We start from the raw sequence: 13,642 nt of genomic DNA, 5'->3' as shown, positions 1-13,642 counted from the left end.
GCGGCTAAATGCTTAGGCGCCCTGCCTAAACACCGCCGTCATCACATCCTGTGAAAGCCCTTTATATAGAGGGCTCTTTTTGTGTCTCAGAATTCGACAAAATCCGAGGAGTGTGAAAAAATATAAAGGCAGGAACATTGCGGAGGGGAAGAGACATTGAACGATAAAGTAACTGCGGTCAGGGATGTATGGCGCTATGAACAAGGGGAAATAAGCAAAGTAGAAGACCGGATGGTGACGGAATTCCCTTTGACAGTGATACTGAATGGCAGTGAATTTGTGACGCTCGTTTGTACGCCTGAGCATATCGAAGAGCTTGTCATCGGATTTCTCGCATCAGAGGGTGTTATACGATTTCAAAAAGAAATTAAAAGGTTTACAATAGATGAAAGTCTCGGTTTTGTATATGTCGACCTCGTTCACCCTGAGACATTGGATCAAAAGGATTATACGAAACGGGTGATCGGCTCATGCTGCGGAAAGGGCCGTCATTTTTATTTTCAGCAGGATGTCAAAACAGCCAAGACGGCTGTCAGCCAAATCAAGATATCGCCTGAGGCATGTCTGGCGCTTATGAAAGACATGCAGCAAGGGAGCGGGACGTTTCAGGATACGGGAGGCGTCCATAATGCGGCGCTTTGCGACACAGAGAAACTTCTGTTGATGCGCACCGATATCGGTCGGCACAACGCACTTGATAAACTATACGGACACTGCCTTCTAAACGGGATGTCCGTACGCGACAAACTGATTGTGTTCAGCGGCAGAATCTCATCAGAGGTCCTGTTAAAAGCGGCCAAAATCGGCGTGTCGATTGTCATTTCCAAATCGGCCCCGACGGAGCTTGCGATTCAAATGGCTGAAGAATTGAATATCACAGCGATTGGATTTGTCAGAAACGGATCATTTAATGTATATACACACCCTGAGAGAATCAGGGAGTAGGAAGGGGCTGTAGCTATGATTACAGAGTCGCGTCAGATGTTGGATAAAAGAAACAGACCGCTGAGAGACCTTCGCATTTCTGTTACAGACCGCTGCAACTTCCGATGCACGTACTGTATGCCCGCCGAATTATTCGGCCCGGATTATCCTTTTTTAAAGAAAGAGGAGCTGCTTTCATTTGAGGAGCTGGAACGGCTTGCGACATTGTTTGTCACAAGATTTGGCGTTGAAAAAATCCGCTTGACCGGCGGAGAGCCCCTCATGAGAAAGGATATGCCGGAATTAATCAAAAAACTGGCCCGCATACCGGGTATTCGTGACATCGCGATGACGACAAACGGATCACTGCTGCCTGTTTATGCTAAGAGGCTCAAGGAGGCTGGGCTGAAAAGGGTTACGATCAGCCTTGATTCTTTAGAAGACGAGCGTTTTAAGAAGATAAACGGGCGCGGTGTTTCTGTCAGCAAGGTGCTGGAAGGCATTGAAGCGGCGAAGCAAGCGGGGCTCGGTGTTAAAATCAATATGGTCGTTCAAAAGGGCGTCAATGAAAAAGATATACTGCCTATGGCCCGTTATTTTAAAGAAAAAGGGCATATCCTGAGATTCATTGAATTTATGGACGTAGGCAACACCAACCAATGGGAAAAGAAAGACGTCATGACAAAGGCGGAAATCATAGATTTGATCAATAAACACATGCCGGTTGAGCCGATAGCGCCTAATTATATAGGCGAAGTGGCTTCCAGATTCCGCTACTTGGACGGCTCCGGAGAAATTGGCGTCATATCATCTGTATCTGATGCATTCTGCGGATCTTGCAACAGAGCCCGTCTTTCTGCGAGAGGAGAGCTGTTTACCTGCTTATTCGCTTCAAGCGGATTTGACCTCAGAGCTCCGGTTCGCCAGGAATTAAGTGATGACGAACTATCAGAAATGATCGGGACAGTATGGAAAAATCGGATCGATCAGTATTCAGTCGATCGTACGCTATCAAAAGCATCTGGCAAAAAGAAAGTGGAAATGTCTTATATTGGCGGTTAATTTGAAGTCAAAAGCTTATCGGCACTGTCCGGTAAGCTTTTTTATTAGAATCCGAGTGCAAAAAATACGTAGAAAAACCGAAATATATAAGGATAGGCATAAAGAAGGAATCATTGTAAGAAAATTTAATTCCAAAGCCATACATTATGATAAAATATAACCAATTAGAAAATAGAAAGGGTTGGAGGGGCATGGCCGCGTACGAGATCCCGTCATCTCAAGTAGGAGTGAAAATCAATAAGTGGTATAAGCACATTTTAGCATTTCAAGTGGCTGATGCCGTAAAGCTGAAAGAAGAAATTGATCTAGATATCGAACAGATGGAAGAGGATCAGCTGCTTCTCCTGTATTATCAGCTGATCAGCTACCGGCACCAAATTATGCTGGATTATGTAAAGCCTGACCTGCACGAGGAATCTCAGCTTCAATATCGTGAATTGATCAAAACGCTGGAAAGCAATCAGGACAGCATCTCCGGATTATCTGAGTATTATTTTCACTTGTTTAGAGGAATGTACGAATTTGAACAGAACAATTACATCTCGGCTATATCCTTTTATCGGAAAGCTGAGAAGATGCTTGCGTTTGTAGAAGATGAAATTGAAAGAGCGGAATTTCATTTTAAAGTGGCGGAAGTCTTTTATATTATGAAGCAGACGCACTTTTCCATGAACCATGCCGTACAGGCGCTGGAGACGTATAAGGCTCACGATTTTTACAGAGTCAGAAGAATTCAATGCCATTTCGTCATATCAGGAAACTACATTGACTACAGAAATTATGAAAAAGCGCTTGAACATTTAGATGACGCGTATCGCCTTGCTTTATTGGAAGGACAGCCCCGTTTGATCGGATCAGCCCTTTATAATATTGGTAATTGCTATGATGACAAGGGGGAGCTGGATCAGGCCGCCGAATACTTTGAAAAAGCGCTTCCTGTCTTCGAGGATTATCAGCTGGAACAGCTTCCAAAAGCGCTCTTCAGCCTGACTCGCGTTCTTTTCAAAAAACAAGATAGCCAAGCCGCGATACGGTACTATGAAAAAGGGATTGCCATTGCCCAAAAACGAAACGACTTCTTCAGTCTGGCAAAATATAAATTTCTGCAGGCATTATATGTGGAATCTGTCAATTTGGATATGATTCAAGAAGTATTTGATTATATGGAAGAAAAGGGCCTGTATGTATATATTGAAGAATTTGCTTTAGATGCAGCCTCTTATTTCAGTCATCGCGAACAATATAAAGAAGCGGTGTATTTTTATGAAAAAGCGGTCAGCATGAGAGAGATGATTCAAAGGAACGATTGTTTATATGAAGTATGAGACAAAACCATCTGCTGGCAGATGGTTTTTTTTTATGCAAAAAAAGGGGAGCATCGGAACGTTTATTTCCGGGGAGAACAGGAAAAATCGCTACAGCACTGTTTTTTGAACAAAAGCCGTTTTGGGATGCAGATATGCATGTGAGGGGGAATTCAATGTTTGGTTTTAATGATATGGTGAAGTTTCTGTGGTCTTTCCTCATTGTTCTGCCGCTTGTACAGATTATACATGTTTCAGGGCACAGCTTTATGGCTTTTATTTTTGGCGGTAAGGGATCGTTGGATATAGGCATGGGAAAAACGCTGCTTAAAATTGGACCCATACGGTTCAGAACGATTTATTTTATCGATTCTTTTTGCCGGTACGGGGAGTTGAAAATTGACAATCGATTCTCAAATGCACTCGTGTATGCAGGGGGCTGCTTGTTTAACCTCATCACGATTTTTGCAATCAATCTGCTGATTATACACAGTGTATTAAAGCCGAATGTGTTTTTCTATCAGTTTGTCTATTTTTCTACGTATTATGTGTTTTTTGCCCTGCTGCCGGTCCGATATTCGGAGAAAAAGTCATCAGACGGGCTGGCGATATACAAGGTGCTCCGTTACGGAGAGCGCTACGAAATCGATAAATAACATTAGAATGTTTATTGCCTCTCAGATCGGGAAGTTAACAAGTACACACATAATTGAGAGGGGAGAATTAACATGGGTAACGATAGTGTAAAAGACAAAATGAAGGGCGGCTTCAATAAAGCCAAAGGAGAAGTGAAGGATAAAGTCGGAGATATGGCTGACAGAACGGACATGCAGGCTGAAGGCAAAAAAGATAAGGCAAAAGGCGAAATCCAAAAGGATATCGGGAAAGCCAAGGATAAATTTTCAGATAAAGATTAATCGTACGGAAGAGGCAGGAAACGAAATGTTTCTTGTCTTTTTTTTTTCGCTTTTTCTGATATGTGAATAAATATAACAAAAAAAGAAGCTGATTTGGTCAAGGTAACTAAATTTTTTAAATATTCTTTGAATTAATAGGCCTCTTCTATATAATGATGACATAAGTTGTAAACTTTTATAACATCATTTGAAGAAATCAAACAAAGGGGTTTTGATGACGGAATGTACTGCACCGAAGAAAGTGTCGGAAGCCACGGGAGTGCGAGAAAACAGTTGATATCGACACAAGCGGGGATTCAGTGAAGGCCGGAATTCTTCACTCATTAAGAGGAACGGTGGCGATCAGCGAAGTGACCGTCCATGATGCGGAGTTAATGGCAATAGTCGGGTTCTCGGTATCGTGGAGGTCGGCGCCTCAGACTGGCCTCCATGCATGCTTCCGGTTGCGGAGCAAAACAACGGGCTGCCATCAGGAATGTAACGTCTGGTTATGATCAATCGATGGTTTTGCACAGCCTTAGCTTCGCCCGGGGCAGATTGTCGCTGTATTAGGCCGACTCCGGCTAAACAGAGGGGGCTATTTGTTTTAATCAAACGTTTGTTCAAAACGAAAAGGCGGTCAACAGCAGCAGCTTGCAATCGCCAGAGCGCTGATGGTAAATCTGGAAAATATTTTACTTAATAAACAATTGGAAGGAATTCAGATTTTAATTGTCGAACTAGTCAGACAAGTTATTATAGAAATTTCCAAAAAAAAAGACATTTGTTATCTTAGTCGAGCGCAGTCTGGAAAACGCGTTAATCTGTGCTGACTATCTTTCTGTGATCGACAGGGGAACGGCTGTTACCATGGGAAGGCCTAAAGAAACGGCATGTCGCTTTGAAAGGCATCTTTCCGTATGACCCCCATTCTCGAAGAAAGGGAGGTGATGTCCCGCCTGACTGTTCCGCAAATTCGTAGTAGCCGCATCTGCTTTATATGACAAAAGAAGGAGGACTACAGATGAAACTGACACCGGTTGAACAAGAGAAATTGCTCATTTTTGCAGCGGGGGAATTAGCCAAACAGCGAAAGGCGCGGGGCGTTCTGCTGAACTATCCTGAGGCTGCTGCTTATATCACCTGCTTTATTATGGAAGGCGCACGTGATGGGAAGGGAGTAGCAGAGCTGATGGAAGCCGGCCGCCATGTATTAACGGAAAAAGATGTGATGGAGGGTGTCCCTGAGATGCTCGACAGCATTCAGGTGGAGGCCACATTTCCGGATGGAGTAAAGCTTGTTACGGTACATCAGCCAATTTCTGCGGAGGTGAAGTCATGAAGCCGGGAGCATTTCAAGTTGCTGAGGGAACCATTACGATTAATGAAGGCCGTGAGATACGGGAGGTAACGGTAAAAAACACCGGATCACGCTCCATTCAAGTCGGCTCGCATTTTCATTTTGCGGAGGCCAACGGGGCTTTATTATTTGACCGTGAGCTGGCGATCGGCATGCGTCTTGATGTTCCATCAGGCACATCGGTCCGTTTTGAGCCGGGAGAGCAGAAAACGGTCTCACTAGTGGAAATCAGAGGACGCAAGACAATTAGAGGGCTGAACGGGATGGCCGACACGTTTATCGATGAACGCGGCAAAGAAAAAACGTTGGCCAACTTAAAACAAGCCGGCTGGATGGAGGGTGTAATCCGATGAAAATGTCACGGGAGGAATATGCGGAGCTGTTTGGCCCGACAACGGGCGATAAAATCAGATTGGGCGACACGGATTTATGGATCGAAGTCGAAAAGGATTTCACAGTATACGGTGAAGAAATGATCTTTGGCGGCGGAAAAACGATCCGCGACGGCATGGGCCAAAACGGCAGAATCACAGGGAAGGACGGCGCTTTGGATTTGGTTATCACCAACGTGGTGCTATTGGATTACACAGGCATTGTCAAGGCGGATGTCGGTGTGAAAGACGGCCGGATTGTCGGTGTCGGAAAAAGCGGAAATCCTGATATCATGGATGGAGTCGATCCGCACATGGTCATCGGAGCGGGGACAGAGGTGATTTCCGGTGAAGGCAAAATTTTAACAGCCGGGGGAGTGGACACGCACATTCATTTTATTTGTCCTCAGCAGATGGAAGTTGCGCTTTCTTCAGGTGTGACAACCCTTTTGGGAGGCGGAACAGGACCCGCTACAGGAAGCAAAGCGACAACATGTACATCCGGCGCGTGGTATATGGCAAGGATGCTGGAAGCGGCCGAGGAGTTTCCGATCAATGTCGGCTTCTTAGGGAAAGGGAATGCATCCGATAAAGCGCCGCTGATCGAGCAGGTGGAAGCAGGCGCCATCGGCCTTAAGCTTCATGAAGACTGGGGCACGACGCCAAGCGCCATTAAAACGTGTATGGAAGTCGGTGACGAGGCTGATATTCAAGTTGCCATCCATACCGATACGATTAACGAAGCGGGCTTTTTGGAAAACACGCTCGACGCGATCGGGGACCGGGTCATTCATACTTATCACATAGAAGGGGCAGGCGGCGGCCATGCCCCGGATATTATGAAGCTCGCCTCTTACGCGAACATTCTGCCGTCATCTACAACGCCAACCATTCCTTATACCGTTAATACGATGGATGAGCATCTTGACATGATGATGGTCTGCCACCATTTAGATGCAAAAGTGCCTGAAGATGTGGCGTTCAGCCATTCCAGAATCAGGGCGGCGACGATTGCCGCGGAGGATATTCTCCATGATATCGGTGCGATCAGCATGACATCATCGGATTCCCAAGCGATGGGGCGGGTCGGTGAAGTGATCATCCGAACATGGCAGGTAGCCGATAAAATGAAAAAACAGCGCGGCGCTCTTGCCGGCGAAAACGGGAATGACAATGTGCGCGCAAAACGGTACATTGCCAAATACACGATTAATCCGGCAATTACGCACGGGCTCAGCCATGAGGTCGGCTCGGTGGAAAAAGGGAAGCTTGCTGATCTCGTTCTGTGGGACCCGGTATTTTTCGGCGTAAAACCGGAACTGGTCTTAAAGGGCGGCATGATTGCACGTGCGCAAATGGGAGATCCGAACGCGTCCATCCCGACTCCTGAACCGGTTTTCATGCGCCAAATGTATGCGTCTTACGGAAAAGCCAACCGCTCAACCTCGATTACATTTATGTCTCAGGCAAGCATAGAGCGTGGTGTAGCGGAAAGCTTAGGGCTGGAAAAAAGGATTTCTCCAGTCAAAAATATCAGAAAGCTGAGCAAGCTGGATATGAAGCTGAATTCGGCTTTGCCGAAGATTGAGATTGATCCAAAAACCTATCAGGTCTTTGCTGACGGGGAGGAATTGTCTTGCCAGCCTGTCGATTATGTCCCCCTTGGACAAAGATATTTCTTATTCTGATAAGACGCGGCCGGAGTGCATCCGGCCGTTCTATTGACTAAAAACGGTGCACAAAACCCGTGTATTTAGTGTATATTAGATGTTGACAAACGAATCAAATGTAACTATTATAGTTACAACGGTGGTGAAAAAACATGATTAACAGCCGTCTTGCTGTTGCCATTCATATTTTATCCCTCATCTCGATGGATGAAAAAACATCTTCAGAAATCATTGCAGACAGTGTCAACACGAATCCGGTAGTTGTGCGAAGAATGATCAGCCTGCTGAAAAAAGCTGATATTCTCACATCACGCGCCGGGGTGCCGGGTGCAAGCCTCAAAAAAGATCCTGCTGATATTTCTCTTTTAGAAGTGTACCGGGCTGTCCAAAAGCAAGAAGAACTCTTTGCGGTTCATGAAAACCCGAATCCGAAATGTCCGGTAGGGAAAAAAATTCAGAACGCTCTGGATGAAACGTTTGAAAGTGTGCAAAAAGCGATGGAAAATGAACTGGCGAGCAAGTCATTAAAAGATGTTATGAATCATCTCTTTTAATCAAAAGGGATGACTTCTCACCGCTAACATGTAACTAAAATTGTTACAAATAAGGAGGAAATGAAAAATGAAAATTGGTATTATCGGCGCAAGCGGGAAAGCGGGAAACGAGATTTTGAAAGAAGCGAAAACAAGAGGCCATGAAGTGACAGCCATCGTCCGAAACGCTTCAAAAGTGCAGGAGCAGGACGTAGCGGTTTTGGAAAAAGATGTGTTTGAACTGACTGCGGAAGACATCAAGCCTTTCGACGCGGTCGTAAACGCTTTTGGAGCAGCACCCGGCCAGGAACATCTTCATGTTGAAGCAGGAAGAGCACTCATCAGCATCTTAAAGGACGCGAAGCACACAAGATTGTTTGTTGTTGGCGGAGCGGGAAGCCTGTTTGTTGATGAAGCCAAAACAACCCGTTTAATGGATACGCCGGAATTTCCGAAAGAATATTTGCCAACTGCATCAAATCAAGGCGAGAACCTGAAAGATTTGCAGCAGACAGACTCCATTTCCTGGACGTTCCTCAGTCCTGCGGCATTTTTTGATCCAGCAGGAAAACGGACTGGCTCTTACCAAAAAGGAAAAGACAATGTCATCGTAAATGCAAAAGGCGACAGCTATATCAGCTATGCAGATTATGCCATTGCCGTGTTGGATGAGCTTGAACATCCCGAACACAAAAATGAACGCTTCACAGTGGTAAGCGAAGCGGAATAATAAAAAACCCGGAGCCAGCTCCGGGTTTTTCTCATTAATAAGTGCTGTACGTATCGCTGAAAAGGCCGTCAGCAATCCCAAGCATTAAAAAGATGAAGAAGGCGATAATCGCAAGAATGGATACAGCAATGCTTACGATCAAATAAATCCCTTGCATCTTTACGAATTTCGCGTAATTCTCCAGCATTAAGTCTTCAGACTGTCCGCTATTGTGTTCAGCCATTTGGCCTGCTTCCCTAGCTGACCTCATCAAAAAGATACCGGAAATAATTTGCAGTACGCCTGGCACGGCACCGATTAGAAAAATGAACGCGCCTGAAAGCGCGGTAATTGCGCCCATAATAATAAATAAAATGCCTGTAGCTTTTCCCCATTTCGAAATGCTGATGAGGGTTTTGTTCATTGTTTCAGGATTCATGTATACTGGCTCCCCTTTACAAAAAAATACTCACTTTTCATTTATACACTATTTGTGAGAAGTTTTGTATAGAAAATAACATTTTGGGGATTGACCCTAACGTTGCGTGATTGTTTACGATAAAAAAGAGGAGGTGTTATGTATGAAATATCAAGTTAAACAAGTGGCGGAGATATCAGGCGTTAGCATTCGGACGCTTCATCACTATGACAATATTGAGCTTCTGAATCCTTCAGCGCTTACTGATGCTGGGTATCGTTTGTACAGTGACGCAGACCTGGAAAGACTGCAGCAGATTTTATTTTTCAAGGAAATCGGGTTTCGTCTGGATGAGATTAAAGAGATGCTGGATCATCCGAATTTTGACCGGAAAGCGGCACTTCAGTCGCAAAAGGAGATATTGATGAAGAAAAAACAAAGAATGGATGAGATGATTCAAACAATTGACAGGACGCTTTTGTCCGTTGATGGAGGGGAAACGATGAATAAGAGGGATTTATTTGCCGGATTAAGCATGAAAGACATTGAAGAGCATCAGCAGACATACGCTGATGAAGTCAGAAAGCTGTATGGAAAGGAAATCGCAGAAGAAACAGAGAAAAGGACATCTGCATACTCGGCAGATGATTGGCGCACGATCATGGCTGAATTTGATTCGATTTACAGACGAATTGCGGCGCGAATGAAGCATGGGCCCGATGATGCAGAGGTTCAGGCCGCAGTGGGGGCATTTCGCGATCATATTTGCCAATATCATTACGATTGCACACTCGACATTTTCAGAGGACTCGGGGAAGTGTATATCACTGACGAGCGATTTACCGATTCAATCAATCAATATGGAGAAGGTCTTGCCGCTTTTTTGCGGGAGGCGATCATCATTTACTGTGACCATCAGGAAAACCCCCGGCCGTAAAGGCCGGGGGTTTTCGCATCTTATAAGATCGGCGACAACAGCCGCGAGACGGATTCTTTTATTCGAATCCACAACGGGCGCTGCAGATACTCCTCATAGGTGAATTTTCTGGATACTAGCAAATCTTCTTTAAAAGTTGAAACCAGTTTTTTAGCAATGGTGATATCGTAAATAAATGCATTAACCTCAAAATTCAGCCTGAAGCTTCGGACATCAATGTTCGCTGTGCCGACTGAAGCGATTTCGTCATCCACCACGATGGTTTTCGCGTGAATAAAGCCGTTATCGTAAATATAGACAGTGGCTCCGGCTTTCAGCAGATCGCCGATATACGAAAGTGTTGCCCAGTATACAAAGGCGTGATCGGGCTTGTTCGGAATCATAATGTTAACGTCAATGCCCGAAAGGCAAGCGATCCTTAAAGCATCCAGCAGGCTTGCATCTGGGATAAAATAAGGTGTTTGTATCAAAATGGAACGCTTGGCGTTCGAAATCATTTTGATGTAGCCATTTTTAATTTGTTCCCATTCCGAATCAGGGCCGCTTGTGACAATCTGCATCCCGACGTTGCCTTTTGGGCCGTAATCAGGAAAGTGATTTGGAATATATGTCAGCGTATGGTGATGAGAAGCTTGGTTCCAGTCAAGGATGAACCGTGTTTGGATGGCGTGCACGGCCGTTCCTTGCAGCCGGATATGCGTATCCCGCCAATAACCGAATTTCGGATTAAGCCCTAGATACTCATCTCCGACGTTAAAGCCTCCGACATAACCGGTCATTCCGTCTATGATCACAAGCTTTCGATGGTTCCGGTAATTCAGCCGCAGGTTAATCGGCCTGAGCTTTGAAGGGAAAAAGACCTCCACATGCCCGCCAGCCTCGCGAAGCTCTTTAAAAAACTTTTTTCTCAGCGTTCTGGACCCGAGTTCATCATAAAGCACTCTGACCTGAACACCTTCTTTCGCCTTTTGGATGAGAGCGTCCCGCAATTTTTTGCCTAATTCATCGCCTTTATAAATATAATACTGTAAATGGATATGATCCTTAGCCTTTGAAATGTCACTCAGCAGCCGCTGAAATTTATCCCGTCCATCTGTAATGACGTCAACTGAATTATCCTCTGTAAACACAGCATGGTTATTCATAATCAGCATATAAATTAAATCTTTGTTATCAAAGGTTGCCCGGTTGTTAAACTGAAATTGCTTGGTTTCTAAATCTTCAAGCTGATGCTTCAGCAGCCTTTCAATTCCAATCTTTTTCCGGTCTTCCCATTGAAACAAATGCTTGCGTCTGAGATTATGGCCGAATAATAAGTATAAAATAAAGCCTAAAACGGGAATAAAGAAAAGAACAAGCAGCCACGCCCAAGATGCACTGGCATCGCGCCGTTCTTTGAAGATGACAATGATGGCCAAAAGAATATTTAAAATGAAAAAAAGTGATAAAAGGATGGAAGAAATACTCACTTTGTAACCCCGCTCATTCATATTTATCAAGAAGATTGCCATTAGTATTCCATGAATAACAGTGATCTGATTCCCATTACAAATTATAACACTCACATTTTAAAAGAATAAAGAGCGGCGATCCAGATTCTTCGTGAAAAATACGGGCAGATTTCTTTAAAACCAGCTTGCACCTGCGTTAAAATAAACACATATGTAACGTTCGTGAAGATTAAATAAAGGGGGAGGATTATATGAACTTTTACAGAGTCGAACAAATGCCGGGGTTCATCAAAACAGAAATGCAAAAAATTCAAAAGGCCGTACAGCCTTTCATGAAAAAAACCGTCATTTACCGTTTTCTTGCTATTCCGCTTGCTGCATTCTCTCTCTTTAATTTAGCTGCTTTTCTATTTCATGCTTCAGCTGACAGGGAGTCCCTGATCAGCGCAGGCATATTCGCCATTTTGGCGGCGCTCGGGCTCGCATTTTTTAAAGAGGCAGGCTATCAGCATAAACAAATCCAAAAAACGGTTCACATCTATATGCTGAACAGGATCAAAAAGAGCGAAATCCTTTCAGAAGAGCGGAAAAGCTCCTACGCACGACAAATAAAGGAAGAGCCTTTTGCGATGCGGAGTTTTGTTGAATTTTTGACTGAGGAAGACAGACGCAAAAAAATGTATTAAAGAAGAGCTGCACCCGGATTGTTGAGTTTTTCCAGACGATCCAGGTGTGTTTTTTTGCATGCAGACACCCGAAATAAAAAGTGCGGTTTCGGATTGATTCCGGACTTCATCCGTTTTTTTGATATTCATTTCTGGGTAACAGCGTTGCTTTGTTGATTTCCTCTACTAGAGATGTCTATTGTATGCTTGCTTCAGGATTTGGTGTTTACGCCGGCCTGCTTTGAATAGTCAAATAAAATAGGCATGGTTCCGTTTATATGGAACTCATGCCCTGTCCTGTCTCATCATTATTCAAACACCGGATCATCCTCATAATAATAAGAATCCGGATCATCATACGAAGGCGTGTTCTCAAAAGCAGCAATGCCGATTACCACCAGCACGAAAATGGCTACAATGATCCCGATCAGGACAGTAACGATACTAGATGCTGCATAAAACAGCTGCATTTTTATAAATGTCCCGTAATTTTCAAGCATGCTTTCGCCAGCGCTGCCGGCTAGATTTCCTTCGGTTTCCGCGGCTGCTTTTGCTGAGCGCATCAAAAATACGCCTGATATAATGAGCAGTACGCCCGGGATGGCGCCAATCACTGTCATCAAAGCAGACAGAGTGACAAGCGATCCCATAATGATTAACAAGATGCCAGAAATTTTGCCCCACTTGGCAATGTCGGATAGCGACTTGACAGCGGAGGCGCTCAGCTGGCGGGTCTCCTGTTCAACAGGTGCAGTCTCCTGTTCAGCGAGGCTATTTTCTTCATTATGATTTTCAATTTCGTTTTCATCTTTATCCAGACTAATCATGAAAGCTCTCTCCCTAAAATTTTTAAATCGTATCTTTTCCCGTCCATTTCGGCGATGCCGGGGAATAGTCCCCATTCTGCAAACCCGTGCTTTTCAAACAGCTTCAGGCTTGGTTTATTATGCCCGAAAATGAAGGCCATAAGTGAGCGGATGCCAAGATTCGGGGCAATGCGGAGCGCTTCTTGAAGCAAATATGATCCAACACCTTTGCCGCGGCATGCTTCGTCAATGTATATGCTGACCTCCGCTGTTTTATTATAGGCTGGCCTTCCATAAAATGTTTCAAAGCTGATCCAGGCAGCGACGTTTCCGTTTTCGTCCTCGGCCACATAGAGCGGGCGTGACTCTGTATGTCCCAAAAACCATTCCATCCGGTCTTCAGGAGTTACCGGTTCGGTATCGGCTGTTACCATTCGAGAAGCAATCGTTGAATTATAAATCGCCACAACAGCCTCCAAGTCTTTATGTTCAGCAAGACGCAATGTCATGTTCATACGTTTTTGGCACTCCTCTCA

At 44.6% G+C, this 13,642-nt stretch carries 17 protein-coding genes and 1 pseudogene; 13 read left to right on the top strand and 5 right to left on the bottom strand.

Annotated features, from left to right (window positions below; genetic code table 11):
• The first annotated feature begins 156 nt into the window (after nt 1-156).
• The 11 genes from fdhD (at nt 157) to MKY50_RS18885 (ending at nt 8,850) form a co-directional block, all read left to right on the top strand.
• The gene (gene fdhD, locus MKY50_RS18940) at nt 157-945 is read left to right on the top strand and encodes a formate dehydrogenase accessory sulfurtransferase FdhD (protein WP_003227709.1); all 789 of its coding nucleotides are present in this window, start codon (nt 157-159) and stop codon (nt 943-945) included.
• 15 nt (nt 946-960) lie between these two features.
• Entirely contained in the window at nt 961-1,986 is a 1,026-nt protein-coding gene (moaA, locus tag MKY50_RS18935; RefSeq protein ID WP_003243488.1) for a GTP 3',8-cyclase MoaA, read from the top strand.
• 191 nt (nt 1,987-2,177) lie between these two features.
• Nucleotides 2,178-3,311: a response regulator aspartate phosphatase RapB gene (gene rapB / locus MKY50_RS18930; RefSeq protein ID WP_341117114.1), complete on the top strand. Its 1,134-nt coding sequence runs from the start codon at nt 2,178-2,180 to the stop codon at nt 3,309-3,311.
• Nucleotides 3,312-3,466: 155 nt separating this feature from the next.
• Nucleotides 3,467-3,946 (top strand): hypothetical protein, encoded by a 480-nt coding sequence (locus tag MKY50_RS18925; protein WP_003244390.1) that lies wholly within the window; start codon nt 3,467-3,469, stop codon nt 3,944-3,946.
• A gap of 72 nt (nt 3,947-4,018) precedes the next feature.
• Nucleotides 4,019-4,207: a stress response protein CsbD gene (gene csbD / locus MKY50_RS18920; RefSeq protein WP_003227718.1), complete on the top strand. Its 189-nt coding sequence runs from the start codon at nt 4,019-4,021 to the stop codon at nt 4,205-4,207.
• 653 nt (nt 4,208-4,860) lie between these two features.
• Nucleotides 4,861-5,019: a hypothetical protein gene (locus tag MKY50_RS18910; RefSeq protein ID WP_341117113.1), complete on the top strand. Its 159-nt coding sequence runs from the start codon at nt 4,861-4,863 to the stop codon at nt 5,017-5,019.
• A gap of 191 nt (nt 5,020-5,210) precedes the next feature.
• A complete protein-coding gene (ureA, locus tag MKY50_RS18905; protein WP_003227724.1) occupies nt 5,211-5,528 on the top strand; it encodes an urease subunit gamma in 318 nt (105 codons plus the stop codon).
• The gene (gene ureB / locus MKY50_RS18900; RefSeq protein WP_341117112.1) at nt 5,525-5,899 is read left to right on the top strand and encodes an urease subunit beta; all 375 of its coding nucleotides are present in this window, start codon (nt 5,525-5,527) and stop codon (nt 5,897-5,899) included. The genes ureA and ureB overlap by 4 nt, the downstream gene beginning before the upstream one ends.
• Nucleotides 5,896-7,605 (top strand): urease subunit alpha, encoded by a 1,710-nt coding sequence (gene ureC / locus MKY50_RS18895; RefSeq protein WP_341117111.1) that lies wholly within the window; start codon nt 5,896-5,898, stop codon nt 7,603-7,605. Before ureB ends, ureC begins: the two co-directional genes overlap by 4 nt.
• 134 nt (nt 7,606-7,739) lie before the next feature.
• On the top strand, nt 7,740-8,141 hold the full coding sequence (locus MKY50_RS18890; RefSeq protein ID WP_003235720.1) for an Rrf2 family transcriptional regulator: 402 nt from the start codon (nt 7,740-7,742) through the stop codon (nt 8,139-8,141).
• Nucleotides 8,142-8,208: 67 nt separating this feature from the next.
• Nucleotides 8,209-8,850, top strand: coding sequence for an NAD(P)-dependent oxidoreductase (locus MKY50_RS18885; RefSeq protein ID WP_341117110.1), 642 nt, complete (start codon nt 8,209-8,211; stop codon nt 8,848-8,850).
• 34 nt (nt 8,851-8,884) lie between these two features.
• Here MKY50_RS18885 and MKY50_RS18880 read toward each other — a convergent pair whose 3' ends face one another.
• A complete protein-coding gene (locus tag MKY50_RS18880) occupies nt 8,885-9,268 on the bottom strand; it encodes a DUF5362 family protein (RefSeq protein ID WP_014478231.1) in 384 nt (127 codons plus the stop codon).
• Nucleotides 9,269-9,410: 142 nt separating this feature from the next.
• On the opposite strand from MKY50_RS18880, the gene mta reads away from it, so the two are divergent.
• Nucleotides 9,411-10,184 carry a transcriptional activator Mta gene (gene mta, locus MKY50_RS18875; protein WP_015483809.1) on the top strand — a complete coding sequence of 258 codons (774 nt, stop codon included), beginning with the start codon at nt 9,411-9,413 and terminating at the stop codon, nt 10,182-10,184.
• Between the two features lie 20 nt (nt 10,185-10,204).
• On the opposite strand, the gene cls is transcribed toward mta, so the two are convergent.
• Nucleotides 10,205-11,653 (bottom strand): cardiolipin synthase, encoded by a 1,449-nt coding sequence (gene cls, locus MKY50_RS18870; RefSeq protein ID WP_003243311.1) that lies wholly within the window; start codon nt 11,651-11,653, stop codon nt 10,205-10,207.
• A gap of 233 nt (nt 11,654-11,886) precedes the next feature.
• On the opposite strand from cls, the gene MKY50_RS18865 reads away from it, so the two are divergent.
• Nucleotides 11,887-12,321, top strand: coding sequence for a YwnF family protein (locus tag MKY50_RS18865; protein ID WP_015251026.1), 435 nt, complete (start codon nt 11,887-11,889; stop codon nt 12,319-12,321).
• Here the strand turns inward: MKY50_RS18865 and MKY50_RS18860 are convergent.
• The 3 genes and pseudogenes from MKY50_RS18860 to MKY50_RS18850 all read right to left on the bottom strand — a co-directional run bounded on the left by MKY50_RS18860 (nt 12,318) and on the right by MKY50_RS18850 (nt 13,615).
• Nucleotides 12,318-12,450, bottom strand: a pseudogene (locus MKY50_RS18860) (hypothetical protein). The gene MKY50_RS18865 and the pseudogene MKY50_RS18860 sit on opposite strands and share 4 nt — an antisense overlap.
• Before the next feature lie 158 nt (nt 12,451-12,608).
• Nucleotides 12,609-13,127 carry a DUF5362 family protein gene (locus tag MKY50_RS18855; RefSeq protein WP_069322959.1) on the bottom strand — a complete coding sequence of 173 codons (519 nt, stop codon included), beginning with the start codon at nt 13,125-13,127 and terminating at the stop codon, nt 12,609-12,611.
• Entirely contained in the window at nt 13,124-13,615 is a 492-nt protein-coding gene (locus tag MKY50_RS18850) for a GNAT family N-acetyltransferase (protein WP_072692832.1), read from the bottom strand. The genes MKY50_RS18855 and MKY50_RS18850 overlap by 4 nt, the downstream gene beginning before the upstream one ends.
• Between the last annotated feature and the right edge of the window lie 27 nt (nt 13,616-13,642).

Source organism: Bacillus sp. FSL R7-0685, from assembly GCF_038002425.1.
GTDB classification, from domain to species: Bacteria; Bacillota; Bacilli; order Bacillales; family Bacillaceae; genus Bacillus; species Bacillus subtilis.
The sequence above is the reverse complement of the archived record's forward strand: the minus strand, read 5'-3'. Positions and strand labels throughout refer to the sequence as shown.

What these genes read in the sequence shown, in the direction of transcription:
- moaA (WP_003243488.1), top strand. Translation starts at nt 961, where the DNA reads ATGATTACAGAGTCGCGTCAGATGTTGGATAAAAGAAACAGACCGCTG.
- rapB (WP_341117114.1), top strand. Translation starts at nt 2,178, where the DNA reads ATGGCCGCGTACGAGATCCCGTCATCTCAAGTAGGAGTGAAAATCAAT.
- MKY50_RS18925 (WP_003244390.1), top strand. Translation starts at nt 3,467, where the DNA reads ATGTTTGGTTTTAATGATATGGTGAAGTTTCTGTGGTCTTTCCTCATT.
- csbD (WP_003227718.1), top strand. Translation starts at nt 4,019, where the DNA reads ATGGGTAACGATAGTGTAAAAGACAAAATGAAGGGCGGCTTCAATAAA.
- MKY50_RS18910 (WP_341117113.1), top strand. Translation starts at nt 4,861, where the DNA reads ATGGTAAATCTGGAAAATATTTTACTTAATAAACAATTGGAAGGAATT.
- ureA (WP_003227724.1), top strand. Translation starts at nt 5,211, where the DNA reads ATGAAACTGACACCGGTTGAACAAGAGAAATTGCTCATTTTTGCAGCG.
- ureB (WP_341117112.1), top strand. Translation starts at nt 5,525, where the DNA reads ATGAAGCCGGGAGCATTTCAAGTTGCTGAGGGAACCATTACGATTAAT.
- ureC (WP_341117111.1), top strand. Translation starts at nt 5,896, where the DNA reads ATGAAAATGTCACGGGAGGAATATGCGGAGCTGTTTGGCCCGACAACG.
- MKY50_RS18890 (WP_003235720.1), top strand. Translation starts at nt 7,740, where the DNA reads ATGATTAACAGCCGTCTTGCTGTTGCCATTCATATTTTATCCCTCATC.
- MKY50_RS18885 (WP_341117110.1), top strand. Translation starts at nt 8,209, where the DNA reads ATGAAAATTGGTATTATCGGCGCAAGCGGGAAAGCGGGAAACGAGATT.
- MKY50_RS18880 (WP_014478231.1), bottom strand. Translation starts at nt 9,268, where the DNA reads ATGAATCCTGAAACAATGAACAAAACCCTCATCAGCATTTCGAAATGG.
- mta (WP_015483809.1), top strand. Translation starts at nt 9,411, where the DNA reads ATGAAATATCAAGTTAAACAAGTGGCGGAGATATCAGGCGTTAGCATT.
- MKY50_RS18865 (WP_015251026.1), top strand. Translation starts at nt 11,887, where the DNA reads ATGAACTTTTACAGAGTCGAACAAATGCCGGGGTTCATCAAAACAGAA.
- MKY50_RS18855 (WP_069322959.1), bottom strand. Translation starts at nt 13,127, where the DNA reads ATGATTAGTCTGGATAAAGATGAAAACGAAATTGAAAATCATAATGAA.
- MKY50_RS18850 (WP_072692832.1), bottom strand. Translation starts at nt 13,615, where the DNA reads ATGACATTGCGTCTTGCTGAACATAAAGACTTGGAGGCTGTTGTGGCG.